This is a genomic window from Mycobacterium sp. M26 (assembly GCF_001494595.1).
Classification (GTDB): Bacteria; Actinomycetota; Actinomycetes; order Mycobacteriales; family Mycobacteriaceae; genus Mycobacterium.
Genome location: NZ_LN929907.1, coordinates 1,211,188 through 1,234,354, shown reverse-complemented (window position 1 = coordinate 1,234,354; position 23,167 = coordinate 1,211,188). Strand labels below are relative to the sequence as shown.

24 protein-coding genes are annotated in these 23,167 nt (G+C 66.2%); 6 read left to right on the top strand and 18 right to left on the bottom strand.

The features are described 5' to 3' along the window. Nucleotides 1-118: 118 nt before the first annotated feature. Nucleotides 119-943 carry an acyl-[acyl-carrier-protein] thioesterase gene (locus BN3385_RS05815; protein WP_059015648.1) on the bottom strand — a complete coding sequence of 275 codons (825 nt, stop codon included), beginning with the start codon at nt 941-943 and terminating at the stop codon, nt 119-121. 118 nt (nt 944-1,061) lie between these two features. Between BN3385_RS05815 and ramB the strand changes: the two genes are divergently transcribed. Then, the gene (gene ramB / locus BN3385_RS05810) at nt 1,062-2,477 is read left to right on the top strand and encodes an acetate metabolism transcriptional regulator RamB (RefSeq protein ID WP_059015647.1); all 1,416 of its coding nucleotides are present in this window, start codon (nt 1,062-1,064) and stop codon (nt 2,475-2,477) included. After that, complete coding sequence (locus tag BN3385_RS05805; protein ID WP_059015646.1) at nt 2,477-3,013, top strand: carboxymuconolactone decarboxylase family protein; 537 nt, start codon at nt 2,477-2,479, stop codon at nt 3,011-3,013. The genes ramB and BN3385_RS05805 overlap by 1 nt, the downstream gene beginning before the upstream one ends. On the opposite strand, the gene BN3385_RS05800 is transcribed toward BN3385_RS05805, so the two are convergent. The 11 genes from BN3385_RS05800 to BN3385_RS05750 form a co-directional block, all read right to left on the bottom strand. Continuing rightward, nucleotides 3,010-4,113: a hypothetical protein gene (locus BN3385_RS05800; protein ID WP_082690298.1), complete on the bottom strand. Its 1,104-nt coding sequence runs from the start codon at nt 4,111-4,113 to the stop codon at nt 3,010-3,012. The genes BN3385_RS05805 and BN3385_RS05800 overlap by 4 nt on opposite strands. A gap of 75 nt (nt 4,114-4,188) precedes the next feature. Next, nucleotides 4,189-4,794 carry a TetR/AcrR family transcriptional regulator gene (locus BN3385_RS05795; protein ID WP_082690297.1) on the bottom strand — a complete coding sequence of 202 codons (606 nt, stop codon included), beginning with the start codon at nt 4,792-4,794 and terminating at the stop codon, nt 4,189-4,191. A 3-nt stretch (nt 4,795-4,797) separates the two neighbouring features. Beyond that, nucleotides 4,798-5,070: a hypothetical protein gene (locus BN3385_RS05790; protein WP_353612219.1), complete on the bottom strand. Its 273-nt coding sequence runs from the start codon at nt 5,068-5,070 to the stop codon at nt 4,798-4,800. Further along, nucleotides 5,067-6,461 carry a dihydrolipoyl dehydrogenase gene (gene lpdA, locus BN3385_RS05785; RefSeq protein WP_059015642.1) on the bottom strand — a complete coding sequence of 465 codons (1,395 nt, stop codon included), beginning with the start codon at nt 6,459-6,461 and terminating at the stop codon, nt 5,067-5,069. The genes BN3385_RS05790 and lpdA overlap by 4 nt, the downstream gene beginning before the upstream one ends. A 34-nt stretch (nt 6,462-6,495) precedes the next feature. Continuing rightward, nucleotides 6,496-7,050 (bottom strand): hypothetical protein, encoded by a 555-nt coding sequence (locus tag BN3385_RS05780; RefSeq protein ID WP_059015641.1) that lies wholly within the window; start codon nt 7,048-7,050, stop codon nt 6,496-6,498. Further along, nucleotides 7,043-7,321, bottom strand: coding sequence for a putative holin (locus BN3385_RS05775; RefSeq protein WP_059015640.1), 279 nt, complete (start codon nt 7,319-7,321; stop codon nt 7,043-7,045). The genes BN3385_RS05780 and BN3385_RS05775 overlap by 8 nt, the downstream gene beginning before the upstream one ends. A 29-nt stretch (nt 7,322-7,350) precedes the next feature. Continuing rightward, entirely contained in the window at nt 7,351-7,851 is a 501-nt protein-coding gene (locus BN3385_RS05770) for a DUF779 domain-containing protein (RefSeq protein ID WP_059016439.1), read from the bottom strand. Beyond that, nucleotides 7,848-9,371 (bottom strand): aldehyde dehydrogenase, encoded by a 1,524-nt coding sequence (adh, locus tag BN3385_RS05765; protein ID WP_059015639.1) that lies wholly within the window; start codon nt 9,369-9,371, stop codon nt 7,848-7,850. The genes BN3385_RS05770 and adh overlap by 4 nt, the downstream gene beginning before the upstream one ends. A gap of 10 nt (nt 9,372-9,381) precedes the next feature. After that, nucleotides 9,382-10,665: a GAF domain-containing protein gene (locus BN3385_RS05760; RefSeq protein WP_059015638.1), complete on the bottom strand. Its 1,284-nt coding sequence runs from the start codon at nt 10,663-10,665 to the stop codon at nt 9,382-9,384. A gap of 23 nt (nt 10,666-10,688) precedes the next feature. Then, nucleotides 10,689-11,468: an acetoin reductase gene (locus BN3385_RS05755; protein ID WP_059015637.1), complete on the bottom strand. Its 780-nt coding sequence runs from the start codon at nt 11,466-11,468 to the stop codon at nt 10,689-10,691. A gap of 13 nt (nt 11,469-11,481) precedes the next feature. Next, complete coding sequence (locus tag BN3385_RS05750; RefSeq protein WP_059015636.1) at nt 11,482-12,528, bottom strand: 2,3-butanediol dehydrogenase; 1,047 nt, start codon at nt 12,526-12,528, stop codon at nt 11,482-11,484. A 118-nt stretch (nt 12,529-12,646) separates the two neighbouring features. On the opposite strand from BN3385_RS05750, the gene BN3385_RS05745 reads away from it, so the two are divergent. After that, the gene (locus tag BN3385_RS05745; protein WP_059015635.1) at nt 12,647-14,461 is read left to right on the top strand and encodes a flavin-containing monooxygenase; all 1,815 of its coding nucleotides are present in this window, start codon (nt 12,647-12,649) and stop codon (nt 14,459-14,461) included. Between the two features lie 12 nt (nt 14,462-14,473). Here BN3385_RS05745 and BN3385_RS05740 read toward each other — a convergent pair whose 3' ends face one another. Continuing rightward, nucleotides 14,474-15,541, bottom strand: a complete 1,068-nt coding sequence (locus BN3385_RS05740; protein ID WP_059015634.1) for a GGDEF domain-containing protein — start codon at nt 15,539-15,541, stop codon at nt 14,474-14,476. A 96-nt stretch (nt 15,542-15,637) separates the two neighbouring features. On the opposite strand from BN3385_RS05740, the gene BN3385_RS05735 reads away from it, so the two are divergent. The 3 genes from BN3385_RS05735 to BN3385_RS05725 are packed head-to-tail and all read left to right on the top strand — an operon-like array spanning nt 15,638 to nt 19,518. Next, complete coding sequence (locus BN3385_RS05735; protein WP_059016438.1) at nt 15,638-17,662, top strand: prolyl oligopeptidase family serine peptidase; 2,025 nt, start codon at nt 15,638-15,640, stop codon at nt 17,660-17,662. Nucleotides 17,663-17,719: 57 nt separating this feature from the next. Continuing rightward, complete coding sequence (locus BN3385_RS05730) at nt 17,720-18,019, top strand: DUF2563 family protein (protein ID WP_082690295.1); 300 nt, start codon at nt 17,720-17,722, stop codon at nt 18,017-18,019. After that, entirely contained in the window at nt 18,016-19,518 is a 1,503-nt protein-coding gene (locus tag BN3385_RS05725) for a putative alpha/beta hydrolase (protein ID WP_059015633.1), read from the top strand. Before BN3385_RS05730 ends, BN3385_RS05725 begins: the two co-directional genes overlap by 4 nt. Nucleotides 19,519-19,917: 399 nt before the next feature. Here the strand turns inward: BN3385_RS05725 and BN3385_RS05720 are convergent, their stop codons facing one another. From BN3385_RS05720 to BN3385_RS05700, 5 genes are read right to left on the bottom strand one after another with little or no spacing between them, the layout of a single operon-like run. Next, complete coding sequence (locus BN3385_RS05720) at nt 19,918-20,757, bottom strand: hypothetical protein (protein WP_059015632.1); 840 nt, start codon at nt 20,755-20,757, stop codon at nt 19,918-19,920. A gap of 27 nt (nt 20,758-20,784) precedes the next feature. Continuing rightward, complete coding sequence (gene ppk2 / locus BN3385_RS05715; RefSeq protein ID WP_059015631.1) at nt 20,785-21,633, bottom strand: polyphosphate kinase 2; 849 nt, start codon at nt 21,631-21,633, stop codon at nt 20,785-20,787. Continuing rightward, complete coding sequence (locus BN3385_RS05710; RefSeq protein ID WP_197415128.1) at nt 21,602-22,177, bottom strand: phosphatase PAP2 family protein; 576 nt, start codon at nt 22,175-22,177, stop codon at nt 21,602-21,604. Before BN3385_RS05710 ends, ppk2 begins: the two co-directional genes overlap by 32 nt. 38 nt (nt 22,178-22,215) lie before the next feature. Next, nucleotides 22,216-22,740: a mycothiol transferase gene (locus BN3385_RS05705; RefSeq protein ID WP_059015630.1), complete on the bottom strand. Its 525-nt coding sequence runs from the start codon at nt 22,738-22,740 to the stop codon at nt 22,216-22,218. A 10-nt stretch (nt 22,741-22,750) separates the two neighbouring features. Then, a complete protein-coding gene (locus tag BN3385_RS05700; protein WP_059016436.1) occupies nt 22,751-23,152 on the bottom strand; it encodes a VOC family protein in 402 nt (133 codons plus the stop codon). Between the last annotated feature and the right edge of the window lie 15 nt (nt 23,153-23,167).

Here is a 23,167-nt window from a genome sequence, read left to right as displayed (position 1 = left end):
GCAGTACGCTCATCTTGCGAAGTTTGCGAAGGTCACCACGGGCTGAACCGGTTCAGAAGTTACCGGCGGGTAACGCCTTTTCGCAGGTCAGTACGCTTGTACTGTTAAAACTCCCGGATCAGAGTTGGAAGATCGAGGCGAGGGCTTTGACTTCGTCGCCGACGACGTATGTGAGCGTTCTAACAGTCCGGTCGGTGAGCTCCGGACCGAACTTGTCGGTCGATCCGGGCGGGTACACGTGCGAGAGGATCTCCAGCTTGTCGCCCAGCGCGACGGGGGCGTCGTGCTCGATGGTCACGCGAAGCGGGGACTCGAACAGTTCCGGGTAGGGCGCCAGGAACTCCTCGACGACCTTCCAGTACACCGAGTTGTTGACGTGGTCGAACAGGTCGATATCGCTGACCCGGATCGGGAAGTCGCGGATCTCGTCGGCGTCCTCCCGCGACCCGGCGCTCAGGTAGGACTTCCAGCGCAGCCGGTTGACGTCGGTGGTGCGCTGCAGTGCCTCCATGAAGTCATCCGCGATGCGTGACGGGCCCTGCGTCTCGCGGTTGATGTTGATCCAGAACGCCTCGGATTCGATCAATCCGCCCTTGCGGCCGTCGATGCGGACCCGCATCTCACACCACCGGTTGGAGGTTCCCGAGCACCAGCGGCGCATCCGCAGCATGTCCTGGAATTCGATCGGACGGATCAGGTCGACCATGGTGCGCCGGACGATCCACAGCGGGTGAGTTTCCTCGTGGCCCATCTCGCGCAGCTGGTCCTGGCCGATGTCCTGGATGTGACGGCAGGCGGCGTCCAGTCGCAGGCGGCCGGCCCGGTCGATGTCGCCGACCCGGAGCGGCCACTGCCGATCGAAGACGTCAGGATGCGGATCGGGAACGGGCATCAGCACCTTGGCCAGACCGGTTCCGGCCGTGTCGTTCTCGGTGGTACTCATCTCGCCTCTCCCAGTCCTCCCCCCACGCGCGATCATGCCAAAGGCCCCAATGAATGCCAACCAGCGTGCTTGCCAATCCTGCGAAGCCCGCCTTAACAGCGCCGGTACGCTGGGTAGCGTGTCCAAGACGTTCGTCGGGTCCCGCGTTCGTCAACTGCGAAGCGAACGCGGATTCAGTCAAGCCGCGCTGGCCCAGATGCTGGAGATCTCACCCAGCTACCTCAACCAGATCGAACACGACGTCCGGCCGCTGACGGTGGCGGTGCTGCTGCGGATCACCGAAGTGTTCGGTGTGGACGCCACGTTCTTCGCATCGCAGGACGACACCCGGCTGATCGCCGAACTGCGAGAAGTCGTGCTGGACAAGGATTTGGCCGTCGACGTGGACCCGGCCGAGGTCGCCGAGGTGGTCAACACCCACCCCAACCTGGCCAAGGCCATGGTGAACCTGCACCGGCGCTACCGGATCGCCACCACGCAGCTGGCCGCGGTCACCGAGGACCGCTTCAATGACGGCAGCGGCGCGGGCGCGATCACCATGCCGCACGAGGAAGTGCGCGACTACTTCTATCAGCGGCAGAACTATCTGCACGAACTGGACACCGCCGCCGAGGATCTGACGGTGCGGATGCGTCTGCACCGCGGCGACCTGGCCGGCGACATCGGACAGCGGCTGGCCCAGGTGCACGGGGTCCGCCTGGTGCGACGGGTGGACCTCGGCGACACGGTGCTGCACCGCTACAACCCGGAAACCAAGACGCTGGAGATGAGCGCGCACCTCTCCGGTGGCCAACAGGTGTTCAAGATGGCTGCCGAGCTGGCCTACCTGGAGTTCGGTGACCTCATCGACGCGATGGTCGAGGCCGGCACCTTCACCAGTGACGAGTCGCGCCGGCTGGCCCGGCTCGGGCTGGCCAACTACTTCGCTGCGGCAACGGTGTTGCCGTACGGGCAGTTTCACAACGTCGCCGAGAACTTTCGCTACGACATCGAACGGCTCTCAGCGTTCTACCAGGTGAGCTACGAGACGATCTGCCATCGCCTGTCCACCCTGCAGCGACCGTCGATGCGCGGGGTACCGTTCTCGTTCGTCCGGGTGGACAAGGCCGGGAACATGTCGAAACGCCAGTCCGCCACCGGTTTTCACTTCTCGTCCTCCGGCGGTACCTGCCCGCTGTGGAACGTGTACGAGACGTTCGCCAACCCGGGCAAGATCCTGGTCCAGATCGCGCAGATGCCGGACGGGCGCAACTACATGTGGGTGGCGCGCACCATCGAGCGCCGCGCATCGCGGTATGGCCAGCCCGGCAAGACCTTCGCGATCGGGCTGGGCTGCGAGGTGCGCCACGCCACCCGACTGGTGTACTCGAAGGGACTGGACCTGTCGTCGGACAGCGCCACCCCCATCGGCGCGGGCTGTCGGGTCTGCGAGCGCGACAATTGCGCCCAACGCGCCTTCCCGGCCCTCGGTAAGGCGCTGGACCTCGACGAGCACCGCAGTACCGTATCGCCCTACCTGGTCAAGGAGTCCTGATGGCAGAACGCATCCCGCCCGGCGGCCGCCGTGAACTCGGCGTGGTCAACTGGGGCATCGCCCGGGCGGGCGCGCGGGCCATCCGGGCACCGCGGATGCATCTGTTCGAGGTTCTCGGCCAGCATCGGCTGCTGTTCCTGTCATTCCTGCCGTACTCCCATGTGCTGCTGAATGCGGGCAAGCTGTCCAAGCAGGACAAGGAGCTGGTGATCCTGAGGGTGGGACATCTGCGCAATTCGGAGTACGAGTTGCAGCAGCATCGCCGCCTGGCCCGCTCGCGTGGTCTCGACGCGGCGTTGCAGGCCAGGATCTTCGCCGGCCCCGACGCCGACGGCCTCACCGACCGCCAGCGCGCACTACTGCGCGGGGTGGACGAGTTCATCCTTGAACGGGACCTCACCGATGACACGTATACCGAACTCGCGCGGCACCTGAACCGTCGGCAGGTCATCGAATTCTGCGCGCTGGCAGGCCATTACGACACCATCGCCGCGATACTGACCACGCTTCGGGTGCCGATGGACTTCCCGGACTAAACCGCTAGCCGGGGGTCGCGGCGCACCCGCGGTGTCGCGTCGTCGATCAGAACGCCGGGCTCGGCCTGACATACCGGCTCGATGGCGTCGATGACCGAACGCACCGACATCTGGGTGACGGGATTCGGCGGCCCGGAGATCTCGTACTCCAGTTGGGAGCGCAGCGTCGTCGTCTGGTTTCGCACCTCGATGGTGTAGGCGATGAGACCCTGGTTCCAGTTCTCGAACGGCAGGTCCTCGCCGCGGAATGCGTTGGGCGGCCCAAGGAACCACACCTCCTCATTCGTGGCCACGCACGCCGGTCCGACGAAGGCACGGCTCACCAGGTGCAGCGCTCCGACGGTACCCTCCTCGACGGTGATCTGCGGCAGCTCCAGGCGACACGTCGACGGACGGCCGATGAGTTGGCTCTCCACCCGGATGTCATCGCTGGCGGTCAACGAGAACGCCAAATTGGCCACCATGTCCGCGTAGTAGGTGTCCCCGTACTTCGCCAGCATGTTGTCCGATCCGAGCGAATTCGGGTCGGAGCCGAAACCGATCGCGGCCAGGCCGCCCCACATCTCGACTGGCGCCAGGGAAAAGTCCAGTGCCTCAATGGTTCTGACGTGGTCGACGGTGCCCAGTCCGACAGCCAGAGCCATCGCGACCCGCTCGGTCATATAGGACGGATGCACACCCGCGCCGTACAGCGACGCCTGACCGGCGAGCGCGGCCTGCTGCAATCGCTCGGGCGGCGGCCGGTGTGCGGAGGTCCAGTTTGGTCGGGTCACGTCGTGGTACCCGACGGTGGAGATGACGTTCTTACCCGACTCCAGCATCGCGATGACGTCGTCGTCGAGGCCCTCGGTGAGGGCCGAGGCCGCACAGGTCACCACCACCACGTCCGCGTCCAGGGCCAGCAGATCGTCACGTGACCGGGTGGCCGGCACACCGCATGGGTCGAGGCCGACCAGTTCGCCGGCGTCACGTCCGTCCTTGGCCGCGCTGAACACCTTGACGCCGACCAGGTCGAGTTCCGGGTCAGCCAGGACGGCCGCCACAACACCCGCGCCTACCTCTCCCGGTCCCCAGACGATGACTCGACGACGTTTCGACATACATCCTCCAACTTAGTTGTTCTTATACGAACAACTATAAGGAGCCGACCCCCGCTGGGGAAGAGGCTCCGCCGGTTACGGACGCAGCGTCCGGTCGAGGGTGGCGGTCCACGTGTCCAACGTCGCCGGCAGATCGAACCCGTCGGGGTTGACCGTCCAGAGATAGGCGTAGCCGATCACCGTGGCGAGCATGTCCTGGCTCTGTACGCCCGGATCCACCCCGTCTGTCACGGTGCCGTCCCGCTGCCCCGCGTCGAGCGCCTGGCGAATCTGGGTCACCGAGTCAGCCAGCCAGTGGTTGACCCGTTGGCGCAGAAGATCATCGGCCTGGGCGGCCTCGAAGTTCAGCACGAACATCGCCCGCAGCAGCACGGGGTCCTCGACGGCAAAGGCATGAAGCCGCCGGACGACGGACAACACCCGGTCCAGTCCGGTGGCGTGCGGGTCGTCCTCGCCGCGCAGCCGGCTCTCGTACAGCGTGGTCAGGATGGAGTCGACGAGCGCCTCCTTGGTTCCATAGCGCACTCTGACCATGTCGCGGCTGTACCCGGCGCGCAGCCCGATCTGTTGGGCGGTGGTGGCGGCGTAGCCCTTCTCCGCGATGAGCGCGATGGCGGCGTCAGCCAAGCGGCGCGCCGACTCCTCGACTCGTTGCTTCTGCGTCCTCCGCTGTCTCTCCATGGCTCACAGGTAGGTGACGCCGAGGACGATCAGTGTGAACACCACCGGCGAGATCGGCAAGCAGGCCAGAAAAGCCGCCTGCACCAACCGCTTTCGCTGATACAACCGCCAGGCCAGCCATCCGATGACGGCGGACGCGACAGCGATCAGCGCGGCCAGGATCAGCACCCAGAAGTTCACCCGGTAGGCCGACGTCGCGATGGAGATACCGATCAGCCACAGGATGTGACCGATCACGAATCCGCCGATCGCGGCGACGATGGTGGACGGACTCAAAAGTTGATCATGTGGCCGGCGAGGCCGTGGAAGCATTCCTGGAGCGCCTCCGACAGCGTCGGGTGGGTGTGCACGTTGCGGGTCAACTCGTTGACCGTCAGGTCCCACTTCTGCGCCAGGGTGAGCTCCGGCAGCAACTCGGAGACGTCCGGGCCGATGAGGTGGGCACCGAGCAGTTCGCCGTACTTGGCGTCGGCGATCACCTTGACGAAGCCGGTGGGGTCGGCCAGCCCGTGGGCCTTGCCGTTGGCGGTGAAGGGGAACTTGGCGACCTTCACGTCGTAGCCCTCGTCCCGCGCCTGCTGCTCGGTGAGGCCGAAGCTGGCCACCTGCGGCTGACAGAAGGTGGCGCGCGGCATCATGCGGTAGTCACCGAGGGCCAGCGTCTCGGCGCCGGCGATCGTCTCGGCGGCCACCACACCCATCGCCTCGGCGACGTGGGCGAGTTGCAGCTTGCTGGTGACGTCACCGATGGCGTAGATGTGCGGCACGTTGGTGCGCATGTAGTCATCGATGGCGATGGCCTTGCGGTCGGTCAGCGCGACGCCGGTCGCCTCCAGGCCGTAACCCTCGACATTCGGGGCAAAGCCGATGGCCTGCAAGACCTTGTCGGTCTTGATCTCCTCGGACTTGCCGTCCTTGCTGACCACGACGGTGACCGTGGCGCCGTCATCGGTGATGGACTCGACCTTGGTGCCGGTCAGGATCTTCACGCCCAGCTTCTTGTACTGCTTCTCGATCTCCTTGGAGACCTCGGCGTCCTCGTTGGGCAGGGCGCGGGGCAGGAACTCGACGATGGTGACGTCCACGCCGTAGTTCTTCATGACGTAGGCGAACTCCATGCCGATCGCGCCGGCGCCGGCGATGACGATCGACTTGGGCAGATCGCGGGACAGGATCTGCTCTTCATAGGTGACGACGTTCTTCGACAGCGAGGTGCCGGGGACCAGCCGGGTGCTGCTGCCGGTGGCGATGATGGCGTTGTCGAACGTGACGGTTTCGGTGCCACCCTCGTTGAGCGCCACCGAAATGGTGTTGGCGTCGGTGAAGGTGCCGTAGCCGTGGATCTCGGTGATCTTGTTCTTCTTCATCAGGAAGTGCACGCCAGCCACTCGGCCTTCGGCGACCTTACGGCTGCGGTCGAAGGCGGCACCGTAATCGAAGGTGGCCTCACCGCTGATGCCGAACGTCTTGGCGTCCTTGGTGAAGATGTGGGCGAGCTCGGCATTGCGCAGCAGTGCCTTCGAGGGGATGCAGCCCACGTTGAGGCACACCCCGCCCCAGTACTTGGGCTCGACGATGGCGGTGTTCAGCCCGAGTTGGGCCGCGCGGATCGCCGCGACGTATCCACCGGGTCCGGCTCCGAGAACGACGACGTCATAGTGGGTCACGCAGATAACCCTAGCGTGGCCGGAGGGCCGACGATCAGCCGATCGTCGGGCGGGTGACCCATTCGAAGAAGTAGGCGCCGTGCAGCACGGCCGCGGCCGCCACCGATGCCATCGGGGCCGACATCAACGCGATGGCCAGCGCCGTCACAGACGGCCGGTTGGGCACCATCGACACCAGCATGCTGGCCACCGCGCAGGCGATCAGATACAGCAACACCCCGAACACCGCGGGCGTCTTGTCCAGCGAGGTGTACCACCAGAAGTAGAAGCCCAGCCCGGCGGCCGCGGCCAGCACCCACACCGCGGCCACGATGAAAACGAACTGCCAGCGCTTGACGTAGACATGCGTGCTGTCGATGACCGCCGGGGCGGGCGGGACGACCACCGGCTCGGCATGCACCAGACCACTGAGCGGCTGCATGAAGGCGTCGGTGTCGAAGTTCTCGAGCTCGCTGAAGGCATGCGGGGCCGACGGTGCGGATTCGGGAACCGACTCACCCAGCGCCCGCAGCGGATCGGGGTGCGGGCCGGTGTCGAAGATCGGCGCGTGGTGCGGTTCGGTCGAGGGAAGAGAGACTTTGTCAGCCACCGGACACCACCTGAATGAGGACGAGGGTCGCGAGCCACCCGGGGGCCATGGCCAGGATGAACGCGCCCACCGTCGTGAGCCAGCGCCGGCCGGACAACAGAATGGTCAGCATGCCGATCGCACCCGGTACACCGATGACCAGGGCGACCACCAGGTCGGGACGAATCGGGGCTTTGACCAGCAGAGTGGTCACGACGGCGGCGATCAGGCCGGTCACACAGCCGACCAGCAACGCACTTGTGAGCAGCCATGCCCGAGGCAGGGGTATCACCCTTATGACGATACGTGCCTTGCCGCGGACTACGGCTGAACGGCTCCGGCGCGCCGACCAGGGATTGGGCAGGCGTCAGCGGCCTCGGCCACGACGAGATCGGTCCGTTCCGGCGGGCGGGCACCTCGTTCGTAGTCCGCTCCCGTCAGTGGCGGGGAGGCGGTCAGCAACGCGTTCTCAGCGTCGGTGAAGGCTCGCCCGCGGCTGAGAAAGCGCATGCCCTCCGGTGTTTCGAGGCTGAAGCCGCCGCCCCGGCCCGGCACGACGTCGATGACGAGTTGGGTGTGCTTCCACGCCTCGAACTGGGGTCCGGAGATCCACACCGGGGCACCCTCGAGCGTCCCGAGCAGGACGTCACGATCCCCCACGATGAAATCCCCGTCCGGGTAGCACATTGGCGAGGACCCGTCGCAGCACCCGCCGGACTGGTGGAACATCACCGGTCCGTGGCGGGCCTGCAGACGGTGCAGCAGGTCGGCGGCCGCCGCGGTGATCAATGCCCGCGGCGGCGCCGATTCGTTGTTCGTCAGAAGAATCCCTGCGCCTTGTTGCTGTAGGAGACGAGGAGGTTCTTGGTCTGCTGGTAGTGGTCGAGCATCATCTTGTGGTTCTCCCGGCCGATGCCGGACTGCTTGTAACCGCCGAACGCCGCATGCGCCGGGTAGGCGTGATAGCAGTTGGTCCACACCCGGCCGGCCTTGATGTCACGCCCGGCGCGGTAGGCGGTGTTGCCGTCGCGGCTCCACACTCCGGCACCCAGTCCGTAGAGGGTGTCGTTGGCGATCCGCATCGCATCGTCGTAGTCGGTGAACGAGGTGACGGCGACGACGGGTCCGAAGATCTCTTCCTGGAAGATCCGCATGGCGTTGTTGCCCGTGAAGATCGTCGGCGCCACGTAGTAGCCGCCATTGAGGTCTCCGCCCAGTTCGGCGCGCTCCCCGCCGGTAAGGACCTGGGCGCCTTCGCTCTTGCCGATCTCGATGTAGGACAGGATCTTCTCGAGCTGATCGTTGGAGGCCTGCGCGCCGATCATCGTCTCGGTATCCAACGGATCACCCTGACGCACCGCCTTGGTACGGATCGCCGCCATCGCCAAGAACTCGTCGTAGATATCGGACTGGATCAGGCTGCGCGACGGGCAGGTGCAGACTTCACCCTGGTTGAGGGCGAACATCGTGAAGCCCTCCAGCGCCTTGTCCTGGTAGTCGTCGTTGGCCGCCATCACATCGGAGAAGAAGATGTTCGGGCTCTTGCCGCCCAACTCCAGCGTGACCGGGATCAGATTCTGGGAGGCGTACTGCATGATCAGCCGCCCGGTGGTGGTCTCCCCGGTGAACGCGATCTTGGCGATCCGGTTCGACGACGCCAGCGGCTTACCCGCCTCGACACCAAATCCGTTGACCACGTTGACCACACCATCGGGCAGCAGATCAGCGATCAACGAGATCAGATACAGCACCGAGGCCGGGGTCTGCTCGGCGGGCTTGAGCACCACCGCGTTACCCGCGGCCAGCGCCGGCGCCAGCTTCCACACCGCCATCAGAATCGGGAAGTTCCACGGAATGATCTGCCCCACCACACCCAACGGCTCATGGAAGTGGTACGCGACGGTGTCCTCGTCGATCTGTGACAGCGACCCCTCCTGGGCGCGCACCGCGGCCGCAAAATACCGAAAATGGTCCACCGCCAACGGAATATCGGCCGCCAGGGTCTCGCGGATCGGCTTGCCGTTGTCCCACGACTCGGCCAGCGCGATCGAGTCCAGGTTCGCCTCGATCCGGTCGGCGATCTTGTTGAGAATCACCGCGCGTTCGGCCACCGAGGTCTTGCCCCACGCCGGCGCCGCGGCATGGGCCGCATCCAGCGCGAGTTCGATATCGGCGTCGGTGGAACGGGCCACCTCACAGAACACCTCACCGGTCACCGGCGTCGGGTTCTCGAAGTACTGCCCACCCACCGGCGCCGTCCACTGCCCGCCGATGAAGTTCTCGTAGCGCGACTGGAAGGACATCAACGATCCCTCCGAACCCGGCCGTGCGAACACTGTCATAAGTCCTCCTCTACGAGACAATTTCCTGATAACGAACAGCGCGGACCGCGGGTGCGGTGGACGCGGGCAACACCATCGACAGGTCCGTGGGATAGCGCACGGTCACGTCGATTCCGCCGGCGAATCGATACGGCTGGGCGGCGAGCATGCCGGCGAACTGCTTACGCAGCCGGGACAATTCAGCGCGAACGGTGACCACCCGGGTTCGGTCACCGTAAAGATCGGCGGCCAACTCCGGGGCGGTGCGGCCCTGCGGGTTGCGCGCCAGAATGAGCAGGATCTCGGCATGGCGCAGCGAGATGTCGTGGCGCCAGCGACCGAACTGTCCGGACATGTCGAGCACAGGTGCCCCGCTGAGGTCCAGCGACACCTGAGCCGGTGCCGGCGCGTCGTCGTCCTCGGTGGGGCGGACCAGCCACCCGCCGGGCAGCACGTCGACGTCGCACATGCCGAAGGTGGGGATCCACAGCCGGCCCGGTTCGACGAGATCGGGCAACAGGATCCTGTTGTGCAGCGGCAGCGAATCGACCGCAGCCACCCAGCCTTCCGAATCGACGGCCAGCGCCGGCTTGCCGATGCGGGCCAGGATGGGTGCGGCCACCATCCGCAGCCGGTTCAGGGTCCGGTCGTGCTGCTCGCGCAGATGCGACTCGGCGAGCCGGGCGACGGCGTCGACCAGAGCGACCGTAGTGGGGTGCACGGTCGCCGCGGGACCCGAGACGTCGACGACGCCGAGCATATGCCCGGTCCGGGGATCCCGGATCGGCGCCCCGGCACACGTCCAGGAGTGGTGGCTGCGGACGAAGTGCTCGGCAGAGAACACCTGGACGGCGCGGTTGGACACCAGCGCGGTCCCGATGGCATTGGTTCCGACCTTGCCTTCGGCCCAGCGCGCACCTTCGACGAACCCGAGCCGGTCGGCGTTGCCCAGCACCGCCGGTGAGCCGGACCGCCACAGCACGCGGCCCTGCGCGTCGGCGATGACGAGGATGTTGGTGCCGTCGGCGACGATGGATTCCAGTCCGCGCGAGACCTCGTCGAGCACCGCCATCAAGCCCGAGGCCCGGCGCAGTGTCTCCACACCGCTGGACTCCACCACCGGCGGGGTGCGGCCGTCGGGGTCCACACCGGCTGAGATCAACCGGCGCCACGACTCGCCGATGACGTCGCGGGGTCGCGCCGGTGCGCGGTGACCCGACATCGTCGCGTCGTAGACAGCCGACATCAACCGCGCGTAACTACGCGGGTCTTCGCCGACCGCGACCGCGGGCTCAGGCACGTACGCCCCTTGCATCACTGCCGATTGTGCTCCGCATCTCAGCGGTAAACCAGGCCGCCGTCGATTAGACCAGACTGCCCCGTCATGTAGTCGGCATCCGGGCCGGCCAGATAGGAGACAAATCCGGCGACGTCATCCGGCGTCTCGGCCCGGCCGAGCGCGATGCCCCCGACGAACTTGTCGTAGGTCTCGCCCTCGGCGGCCCCGGTGAGTTCGGCGAACCGCTTGTCGATCTCGACCCACATGTCGGTGCCGACGACGCCGGGGCAATAGGCATTGACGGTGATCCCGTCGGCGGCGTGCTCCTTGGCCGCGGCCTGGGTGAGCGCCCGCACCGCGAACTTCGATGCGCTGTAGACACCGAGCATGGCGAAGCCGTCATGCCCGGCGATCGAGGAGGCGTTAATGATCTTGCCCGGCCGGCCCAGTTCCTTGAACTTCGCCGCGGCCGCCTGAATGCCCCACAGCACCCCGTTGACGTTGATCGCCCACACCCGGGCCGCCTCATCGGGGGTGACGTCGGCGATCGGACCGACCAGGGCGATGCCGGCGTTGTTGACCATGATGTCGAGGCCACCGAGGGCCCCTGCGGCATGCTCGACGGCGGCGAACACCTTGTCACGATCGCTGACGTCAGCAGCGAATGTGGTTGTCTTGCTGCCGATATCGGCGATCTCGGCGGCCACGGCATCGATGCCGTCGGTGCGCAGATCGATTAGTGCGACGTCGGCACCGTCACGGGCCAGTCGCAGCGCGATTCCCCGGCCGATTCCGCGGGCCGCCCCGGTAACCAGGGCGACTTTGCCTTCCAATGTCATGGTGATGCTCCGTTCAGATCGTGGGGTCGACGAGGACTTTCATCTTCTTGCCGGCGTGCAGGGCTTCGAACCCTTCGTCGACGACGTCGTCGATCGGGATGCGGGTCACCCAGCCGGTGGTGTCATAGGCACCTTTGGCCATCAGGGCGATGACGGCCTCGAAGTCGGCGCCGGTGTAGCACAGCGAGCCCTGGATGCGACTCTCGTTCATCACGAGGTTCAGAAGTGGTGTCTCCAAGGGCTTTTCGTAGATCGCCACGCTGATCATCGGTTTGCGTGAGCCCACGCAGGCCAGCGCCGTCGTTACCGCCGGCGTCACCCCTGCCGCGTCGAAGACGGCATCGGCACCTGCGCCGCCGGTGTAGTCGGCGATGAACGCCGGAACATCCACGGCGGTGGGATCGAGCGTCCTGGCCCCGAGTGCCTCGATGGCGGCGCGCCGGGTCGGCGAGGGTTCGACGACGAGCACGTCATCAAGTCCCTTGCCGCGCAGGGCGAACCAGAGTCCGATACCGATCGGGCCGGCGCCGAACACCATGGCGGTGTCCCCCGCGCGTACGTCGCCGAGGGTGGCCGCGTGGTAGGCCACCGACATCGGTTCGACCAGAGCGCCGAGTTCGAGCGAGACGCTGTCGGGCAGTTTGTGCAGCATGCTGGTGGGCACCACGGTGTACTCAGCCATGCCGCCGTCGGACATCAGCCCGTGGAAGCCGATCTGCTGGCACACGTTGTAGTTGCCGGCGCGGCAGGGTCCGCAGTGATCGCATTTGTAGATCGGTTCGACGGCGACGCGGTCGCCCTCCGCCCAGCCGGTGACGCCGTCTCCGACCGCGGTGATGGTGCCGGAGAACTCGTGGCCGATGGTCAGTGGCAGTTGAGCGCCGGTGAGCGGGTGGGGTTCGGTCGGCACGAAGATCGGCCCGGCGTAGTACTCGTGCAGATCGGTGCCGCAGATCCCGTTGAACCCGACCTTGAGTTTGACGGTGCCCGGCGCGGGCTCCGGCTCGGCGATGTCGTCGATCTCGACCTTGTTCGGCCCGTAGTAGACAGCTGCTTTCATGGGGCAGTTCTATGTGACCGCGACCACACCCCGAAAGAGTTGCAGAGGGTTGCAGGCCGGGGTTGCAACGCTTCGCAACTCTTGCCGGGCTCCCGGACCGGGGTGTGTCCTGCCTCACATGACATCAACACTGGAACCGCAGACGGACCTCACCCCGCAGCAGCGGGTAGACGCCTGGCTCGCCGACTTCGAGGCCGCCCTGGCTGCCCGCGATATCGACCGCGCCGCAGCGAAATTCGCCACCGACAGCTTCTGGCGCGACCTCGTGTCGTTCACCTGGAACATCAAGACCGTCGAGGGGCGCGACGCGATTGCCGGCATGCTGACCGCCCGGCTCGATGACACCGACCCGTCGGGTTTTCGCACCAGCGAGGAGCCCACCGCCGATGGTGACGTGACCTCGGCGTTCATCGAGTTCCAGACCGCGGTGGGACGCGGGACCGGGCACCTGCGGCTCAAGGGTGACCAGGCCTGGACACTGCTCACCGCACTGCAGGAACTCACCGGCTTCGAGGAGGCCAAGGGGCCGTCCCGGGTGCTGGGCGCGGTGCACGGCGATGATCCGGACCCGCGGTCGTGGGCTGAGAAGCGTGCGCAGGAGGACGCTGAGCTCGGCCGCACCGTGCAGCCCTACGTTCTGGTGATCGGCGGGGGCCAGGGCGGGATCGCGCTCGGGGCGCGGCTGCGCCAACTGCGGGTCCCGGCGATCGTCGTCGACAAGCACGAACGACCCGGCGATCAGTGGCGCAAGCGGTACAAGTCGCTGTGCCTGCACGACCCGGTCTGGTACGACCACCTGCCTTACCTGCCGTTCCCGCAGAACTGGCCGGTGTTCGCGCCCAAGGACAAGATCGGCGACTGGCTGGAGTTCTACACCCGCGTCATGGAGGTGCCGTACTGGTCGAAGACGACGTGCCTGTCGGCGTCCTATGACGACGCGGCCGGCACCTGGACGGTCGAGGTGGACCGCGACGGGGAGCGGCTGACGCTGCACCCGACGCAGCTGGTGCTGGCCACCGGGATGTCCGGCAAGCCGAGCGTGCCGACGATCCCGGGCCAGGACATCTTCACCGGCGATCAGCACCACTCCAGCGCCCATCCCGGCCCGGACGCCTACGTCGGCAAGCGCGCCGTGGTGATCGGGTCGAATAACTCCGCACACGACATCTGCAAGGCGCTGTACGAGAACGGCGTGGACGTGACGATGGTGCAGCGGTCCTCGACGCACATCGTCAAGTCGGACAGCCTGATGGAGATCGGCCTGGGCGACCTGTACTCCGAGCGCGCACTGGCCGCGGGCATGACCACCGAGAAGGCCGACCTGACGTTCGCGTCGCTGCCCTACCGGATCATGCACGAGTTCCAGATCCCGCTCTATGACCAGATGCGCGAACGGGACCGCGAGTTCTACGACCGTCTGGAGGCAGCTGGCTTCGAATTGGACTGGGGCGCAGACGGTTCCGGGCTGTTCATGAAGTACCTGCGACGCGGTTCGGGCTACTACATCGACGTCGGGGCGTGCGATCTGGTGGCCGACGGCAAGATCAAACTGGCCCACGGCCAGGTGGCGCGGCTGACCGAGAATGCAGTGGTGCTGGCCGACGGCACCGAGTTGCCCGCCGACCTGGTGGTGTACGCCACCGGCTTCGGTTCGATGAACGGCTGGGCGGCCGACCTGATCGGCCAGGACGTCGCCGACAAGGTGGGCAAGGTGTGGGGGCTGGGTTCAGACACCCCGAAGGATCCCGGGCCCTGGGAAGGCGAGCAGCGCAACATGTGGAAGCCGACCCAGCAGGACAACCTGTGGTTCCACGGCGGCAACCTGCATCAATCCCGGCACTACTCGCTGTATCTGGCGCTGCAGCTCAAGGCGCGCTACGAGGGGATCCCGACCCCGGTGTACGGCTTGCAGGAGGTGCATCACCTGAGCTGAGGTGGCTGGCGCTCAGGCGGCGGCCGACGACCGCCGGATCTGGTTGCCGCCTGCGCGCTTAGCCCCATACATCGCCATGTCGGCGGCGGCGATCACGCCCTCGATCACCGTGCGGACGTCCCGAGCGTTGTTGGTCACCGTGACATCGGCGACGCCCAGACTTGCCGTGACGCCCCACGGGTTGGCGGCGATCGCCGCGCACAATCGACGGGCGAGCATCTCCACCTCTCGGGCCGACGACGCCTGAGCAATGAGGAACTCTTCACCGCCTACCCGGGCGGCAAGGACGCCCGGCCCCCCGACCGCCTGAATCGTGGCCGCCACATCGACGAGCACCTGGTCGCCGACCGCGTGACCCAAGGTGTCATTGAGGCGTTTGAAGCCGTCGAGGTCGATCATCACCACGCTGAAGCAGATCGGGCCGCGCCGCGCCCCGTCGACGATCAGTGCACGGGCCGAGCGGCGAAACCCTCGCCGGTTCGCCAGGCCGGTCAGCGGATCGGTCGATACGGCGTCGTTCCACAGCAGTCGGACCAGGATCTGCCCGCCGAACGGGACGGTCAGCAGTCCGCCGGTGGCCAACACGAACGTGGCGATCGCCATGGACACGTCGCCGACGGCGACCATGCGCACCGCGCACGCGGCGGCTGTTGCCAGCGCGACGCCGACCGTGAACACCAGCAGGCGTGGGCTGTGGCAGCACGCCACGTAGGCAGCCAGCCCCAAGAAGGCCCAGCAGGTCAGGAGTCCGGCGTGCTCTTCGGTCTGAGTCAGCGCCACCACGGCGACACCTACCGTGCCGAAGACCGAGAATCCCGCCGACACCCGTCGGGTGGGCCATCGCGCGGCGTAGACAACGGCCATCCCGGCAAATGCCGCAGCGATCACCAGCGCGACACCGCGAGCCACACCGCGCGGGCCGACCGCACTGAACGCCATCAACGCCACCGCTCCGGCGAGCACGCCCAGGATCACCGCCAATGCGCCGCGCGCGATTCGGACGAGCCGGCGTGACACGAGATAGTCGGAGAACCACTGATAGCGGTCCGGCTGTTGCCACCAGTCGCGGATGTGCTCCATCTGCGCCCCCGATGCTCGCCTGAGGCGATAGTACTCAGCCGACCCGTCGCGGAGCCCCAGTCGAAAAGAACCAGAGCAGGTGCGCAGAATGTGGGCGTGACCAACTCGCCTGAAACATCGGACCCCTACCTGTGGCTCGAAGAGATCGCCGGCGACGACCAGCTCGACTGGGTGCGCAGGCATAACGAGCCGACGATCGCCGAGTTCCATGACGAGACGTTCGAGCAGTTGCAGGCCGAGGCGCTGGAAGTTCTCGATACCGACGCGCGGATTGCGTATGTCCGGCGCCGCGGCGAGTACCTGTACAACTTCTGGCGTGACGCGGCCAACCCGAAGGGCGTGTGGCGGCGGACCACTCTGGACAGCTATCTCACCGAAGACCCGGAGTGGGACGTCATCATCGACGTCGACGAGCTGGCCCGCACCGACGGCGAGAACTGGGTGTGGGCCGGGGCCGACGTCATCGAACCCGACCACCGCCTCGCGCTGATCAGTCTGTCCCGAGGCGGTTCGGATGCCGCGGTGGTGCGCGAATTCGACATGGTGGAGCGGGAATTCGTTGTCGGCGGCTTCGAGCTGCCGGAGGCGAAGTCCAACGTCACCTGGGAAGACCACGACACCGTCCTGGTCGGCACCGACTTCGGACCGGGTTCGATGACGGAGTCCGGGTATCCGCGAATCGTCAAGCGGTGGAAGCGGGGTCAGCCGTTGAGCGAGGCCGTCACGGTGTTCAGCGGCCCGGTCACCGACGTGATCGTGTCGGCCTCGGTGGATCGCACGCCCGGCTACGGACGCACCCTGCTCTACCGCGCCATCGATTTCTTCAACGACGATGTGTACCAACTGCGTTCGGGTGAACTGGTCCGGATCGATGCCCCGACCGACGCCAGCTTGTCCGTACATCGCGAGTGGCTGCTCATCGAACTGCGCACCGACTGGCACACCGGCAGCGGGTCGTATCGGGCCGGTTCGCTGCTGGCCGCCGACTTCGAGCGGTTCCTGGACGGCACCGCGGAACTGACCGTCGTTTTCGAACCCGACGAGCACACCTGTCTGCACCAGTACTCGTGGACCAGGGAACGCCTGGTGATGGTGACGCTGGCCGATGTGGCCAGTCAGGTCGAGGTGGTGACCCCGGGGACCTGGACACGCGAGCCGGTCCCGGATCTGACACCGAACACCAACACGGTGATCGTGGCCGCCGACAGCGACGGCGACGAAATCTTCTTGGATTCCAGCGGTTTCCTGACGCCGTCACGGCTGTTGCACGGCACCGCGGGCAGCGCACTGACTGAGGTCAAGCGGGCACCGTCGTTCTTCGACGCCGCGGATCTCACGGTGGCACAGCACTTCGCTACCTCCGATGACGGCACGGCGATCCCCTATTTCGTCGTCGGCCACACCCACTCGAAGTCACCCGGGCCCACCCTCCTGGGCGGCTACGGCGGGTTCGAGGTGTCCCGGACGCCGGGATACGACGGGGTGCTGGGTCGGTTGTGGTTGTCGCGCGGCGGTACCTACGTGCTGGCCAACATCCGCGGTGGCGGCGAGTACGGACCGTCGTGGCACACCCAGGCGATGCGGGAGGGCCGGCACAAGGTGGCCGAGGACTTCGCCGCGGTGGCCCGCGACCTAGTGGAGCGCGGTGTTACCACCGTCGCGCAACTCGGCGCACAGGGTGGCAGCAACGGCGGATTGCTGATGGGCATCATGCTGACGAAGTACCCGGAGCGATTCGGGGCGCTGGTGTGCCAGGTGCCACTGCTGGATATGAAGCGGTTCCATCTGCTGCTGGCCGGGGCGTCGTGGGTGGCCGAGTACGGCGACCCGGACGACCCAGAGGACTGGGAGTTCATCTCCGAGTACTCGCCGTATCAGAACGTCACGGTCGACAAGCGTTATCCCCCAGTGCTGATCACGACCTCGACGCGCGATGACAGGGTGCATCCCGGCCATGCCCGCAAGATGACGGCGCTCCTCGAGGAGACCGGCCACGACGTCTGGTACTACGAGAACATCGAGGGCGGACACGCCGGGGCAGCCGACAACGCGCAGACCGCCTTCAAGTCGGCGCTGAGCTACTCGTTCCTGCACCGGATGCTGGCTCCTCGGGTGAATTGACCAGCAAACGATCCGTAGTACCCTCAAGCTAACAGCTAACTTCGGAGGGGTACAGCGGTGCAGGTCGACGTCGGTGAGATGCGGTCAGGTGCAAACCGGTCGTACAACGCGGCCTGGCTCGCTATGGAGGGTGCAAAACGGCTGGCACGTGGGAACGTGGCGGCGGGGATTTTCGGGGACTTCGACGCGGCCGAGACACTCTGCGGGGCGCTCGACGATGCGCACACCGCTCACGTGCAACGCCTGCGCGATCAGGAGAATCGGCTCGGGGTGCTCGGCGACAAGGCGCACACCACCGCCTCGGCGTTCGTCGCGATGGAGGAACGCAACGCCGAAGCGCTGCGTTCGGTGCTGTGAGCGGATACCCAAGCCTGACGCACATCAGCGTCGCAGCGCTGATCGGCGAGGCCGGCGGCGACCCCTGGAAAGTCGACGCGACGGTTCAGAGCGGAGATCCCGGGGCGATTTCGCAACTGGGCCGCGCATTCTTTGACGCCGGTGCCTGCACGGCCGAGACCTACAAGGAGTTCAGCGAGGCGCAAGCGCGGTTCCGCGCATCGTGGAACCGCGAGGGCGGCGAGCACCCGATCAACGACAGCGCCGAGGTCCAGCGGGCGACGACCCGCTTGATGGTCCAGCAGGACCAGTTGCCCGCGATCGGCGCGGATCTGGCTGGCATCGCGGCGACTCTGGCTGAGACACAACGCTTTTCCGGTATGGAGGTGGAGAACCTCAATACGCAACTGCACTACATCGATGCGTTGATCGGCCAGGCGTTGGCCCATGATCAGGACACCTCGGGGTTGGAGGACAGTGCGATCGCCGCCACGGCCGCCGTCCTGCAACAGGTGACGACGTTGCGTGACGACTACTCGGGCAAGCTCGATGCGTCGCTGACAGAATTGCGCGCCGACCACGGTTACGACCCCGCGCCCATCGAGGATGTCGACGGTGATGGCGAGTTGGGGCCGGAGCAGCGAGGCCGGGAGGCCACCGACTGGTATGAGGCCAACCAACGCGCCAAGGACGAGGCCCTGGCGAATGCCGGTGGTCCGATGACGCCGGAAAAGGCAGCGGCCGCAGCACGATTGCGCGATCTGGCCGCGACCGCCGATCCCGCTTCAACCCCCGATGCCCGACGGCTGGCCGGTGAGCGACTCGACGACTTCCGGATGGCCAATTTCGTGGGTCCGCTGCCGACGGACTCTGTGCTCGGTGGTGATGCACGGAGTCGGGCACGATCGCGGCTCGAGATGCAGCAGCGTCTGGAACAAGGAACCTACGGCCTGCCGCCGATGACAGCAGATCAGGCGACACAGGCACTGGACGAAGGTGAGCAGTTTGGGCGGGTGGTCGCGGTCGATCGTGCGATGGCCGCGCTGAGAAGTCAGGGGATGTCGGAGGACGGCGCCAAGCTGGTGATCGGCGATGTGCTCAAGCGACTGGGCGGTGTCACTGACATAACTGGACCGATATCCGAGGGCGTCGAGGCCTACGCCGAGCGGATACCGAGTGGACGCCACGCCAAACTCGAGGACCTGCTATCGCCCGCCGACGCCGAGAAGTGGGCTCATATCGCTGGCAAGGTAGGAAAGATCGGCGACGTGATCGAACTAGCTACGGCAGCAAACGATTTTACCCACGGCGGCAGCGCAGAAGAGTTTGGCAGCGCACTCGGTGGCGTCGCCGGCGGTTCCGCGGCGGCATGGGGCGCTGCAGCGCTGGCCGGATCGTTCACCGGCCCGTGGACCACCGCGGCCATTGTTGTTGCTGCCAGCGTGCTCGGCGGTCTGGGCGGCGAACAGCTGGGCGGTGGAATCGGGGCAGCATTGGATCCCGCCGGTACCGGCGGCTGATAAGGGCGGTGAGGGTGCAAGAGATCTTCCGGTATCTGACACTTGGCGCACTCGGTTGCGCCGCGATACTCAGCGGCTTCCCGCTCTGGAAGAGCGCGACACTGTCGCCAGACTCGATCAAACGGCGAGTATGGTGGACCTGCTGCTTAGTCGCGGTGGGATCTCTTTTCCTCTCGCAATGGCCTGCCTGGGGGCGGGGATTCTTCGGGTCAATCATGTTGGCACTAGCGCTGATCGCCGTCGCTGGCCGTTGGACGACTTTCATTAAAATCAACGGACGGATCTATAGCGCCTCTAGCCGTCCTGACCGGCCGCCGGTGCTTGAGAACCCAGACCACGCCGAGTAGGTAAGAAGCCACGCGCCGGTACAGAGGAGCGCGATCGCCCGGGAGTGATCGCTTAGCTCGACTTCGCCAGCCCCGCCAGCAGCGTCACGATCACCCCGATCACCACCAGTCCCCCACCGACGATCAGCGAGATGTTCAGCCACTGATGCATGCTGTTGACCGCAGCGCTGACCATCGCCTCGGCGATCCGCCGAACATTGCCCGAGGAATTGTCCAGCACCGTGTTGAGGTGCCGCCGCCCGAATTCGATTGCCGCCCAGCCTAGTCCGCCCACCAGCAGGCCCGAGACACCCAAACCGACCAGCATCTTGCCGCGGCTTCGGGCCATGAACAGGGTCAGTAGCGCCGACAACGCGGTCAGCACGGCCAACCCCACACTGGCCCAGGGTCCGAAGGTGGCCACCTGTCGCAGCGCACCCGGGCGCAACATCGATGGGGCGTTGTCCGTCAAGGGGATTGGCACTGAGGTCGGCACCGTGATGTTGTAGTCGCTCAACGTCTCCTTGAACGACGCATCGGAGAGCATCGGCGCGAAGTCGATCACCCACCGCCCCTGCGGGTCGACGCTGGATTGCACCGAATCGGTGAACAGCCATCGGTGCGCGAAGCGGTTCGCCTCGGCGAACTGCCCGGGGAATGCCGAACTCGCGGTATAGGTGGCCGCCACCAGGCTCACGGTGCCGGTATTGACGCCCGTACCGAGCCGCGCCACCTGGGTCGTCAGCTCACCGGCCACGGCCGACTTGAGGCCGGGATCGGCGGCGGCCTTCTGCGCCAGCGCGGCATACCCGTCGCCGTCGACCAGATGCTGCTGCACCCACGCCGCCGGCACCGCAATGGCCAGCAGGACAGTGGTGACGAGCCACATCAACAGTGTGGCCACAAACCGCACGCGTCCTCCTTATGGACGCGCCCGGTCTCAGTCGGAATGAGACGTCGCGCGGCCCACGATCAGGGGATCAGGATTGCCGACCACTTCATGATCCTTGTTCTCGTAGTTGAACTTACTCAGGACATGCCGCATGGCGTTGATTCGGGCGCGCTTCTTGTCATTGCTCTTGATGACCGTCCACGGCGCGATCTCGGTGTCCGTCCAGGCGAACATGTCTTCCTTGGCCGCCGTGTAGTCGTGCCATTTGTCCAGCGACGCCAGGTCGGTCGGCGAGAGTTTCCACTGCCGCACCGGGTCGACCTGCCGGATGGTAAACCGGGTGCGCTGCTCGGAGACCGACACCGAAAACCACAGCTTGGTCAGGCTGATGCCGTCGTTGACCAGCATCTGCTCGAACAGCGGCGCCTGCCGGACGAACTCCGCATGCTGCTTGGGCGTGCAGTACCCCATGACCCGTTCCACCCCGGCCCGGTTGTACCAGGACCGGTCGAACAGCACGATCTCACCTGCCGCCGGCAGGTGGTTGACGTAGCGCTGGAAGTACCACTGGGTGCGTTCCTTCTCCGTCGGCTTCTCCAACGCCACCACCCGGGCGCCCCGCGGATTGAGGTGTTCCATGAACCGCTTGATGGTGCCGCCTTTGCCTGCGGCGTCGCGGCCCTCGAAGACGATCACGTGCCGATGCCCGTGTGCCTGGCTCCATTTCTGCAGCTTCAGCAGCTCGATCTGCAGCAGGCGCTTCTGTTCCTCGTACACGCTGCGCGACATCCGCTCGTCGTACGGGTAGTTCTCCCGCCAGGTGTCGACGGCCATCCCGGCAGCGTCGAGCAGCACCGGATCGTCATCATCGTCGTCGTAAACCTTGAAGCCGTTCATCTCCAGTGTCACCGGCGCAAATTAGCTCCTGCGGCCGACGCGGGGGTGACGACGGAGTGAACGAGCGGTGCTCGATGAGTGCGGCGACGCAGACCACCGACGATCCCAGCAGCAGCGCACCCAACGCGTCGGTGAAGTAGTGGTAGGACACCGCCTGGCCGACCACACCCAGCAGCGCCCAGACCGACGCTCCGATCATCGCCCACAGCCGCGGACCCACCAGCACGATCACCATGCCGAGCACCACCACCATCAGCGTCGTGTGACCGCTGGGATAGGCCAGCGCCCCTTCCTTCTCCCGCTCGAACAGCCGCTTGAACGCACGTGCAATCATCACCGCCGCAACGGGACTCACCATCATCAACAGCGCGAGCAGCCATCGTTTGGTCACCAGCGCCGCGCCGACGGCGATCAGCAGGATCACCGCCATGGTCCGCAGATCGGTGAAGAACAGCAGATGCCCCAGAGCGCTGCCGCGCGCCCGTTGGAACCAGTCGTCGACCGGCGTCGACCCGTCGCCCACCGCGACACCGAGCGCCACCATCAACGGGACCGCGATCAGCGGCCACCACGTCAGCGCCCTCAGCGGGAGATCCCCCGGACGTAGGCAGCCTGACCAAGGTGCTGCATGCAGTCGTCGAAAATGCTGACCAGCCGCACGCTCGCCGTCACCGGCGGGTCCCAGTTCTCGTCCACCACGCGGGCCAGTTCTTCGGCGCTCACGGTGGCGATGTACTCCAGCGTCATCTTGTGCACCGCGTGGTAGTAGCCGGCCAGCAGGTCCGCCGGGGCGCGCACCTTCCCGACCTCCTCGGGCGTATGGCCGTACCCGTGCGCGTCGCGCGGCAGGTCGAGGGCGAACTGGTCCACCCATCCCCCGCTGAACCACACCTGGTCGGTTCCGGTGATCGCGGCAAGCTGAGCGTCCTGGATGCGCGCACTGTGCCAGATCAGCCAGGCGATGCTGTTGGCCGTCGCAGTGGGGCGGAAGAAGGACACCTCGTCGGTCAGGTCATCAGTGAGGTCGTCGACATGTTCGATGATGCGGGTGAATGCGTCGCGCAGCAGTTCGCGCGCGGCGCCGGCATCGGTGGGTGAGTCGGCCATGCTCTCGACGCTACGCGGAGTTGGTCGCAACCTGGGCTGCGGGCTGGGCGCCGTGAAAGACCGCCTCGACATTGTTGCCGTCGGGGTCGCGGACGAACGCGCCGTAGTAGCCGGGGTGGTATTCAGGCCACAGCCGCGGCGCGTGCAGGGATTCCGCGCCCAGGCTCACCGCGGTCTCGTGGAACGCGTTGACCGCATCTTCGTCGGCGGCGGCGAAGGCGATATGTACCTCACGATTGGGGCCCATTCCCGCTCCGTCGGCGATCCAGAAGCTGGGATGACCGTCGCGGCCGTAGCCGATGGCGGGGCCGACGTCCATGGTCCGCTGATACCCGAGCACCGACAGCACCCGGTCGTAGAACTCCTGTGCTGCGGCGTAGTCCACGCAATTGATTCCGAAGTGATCGATCACAGCCTCCATCATGCA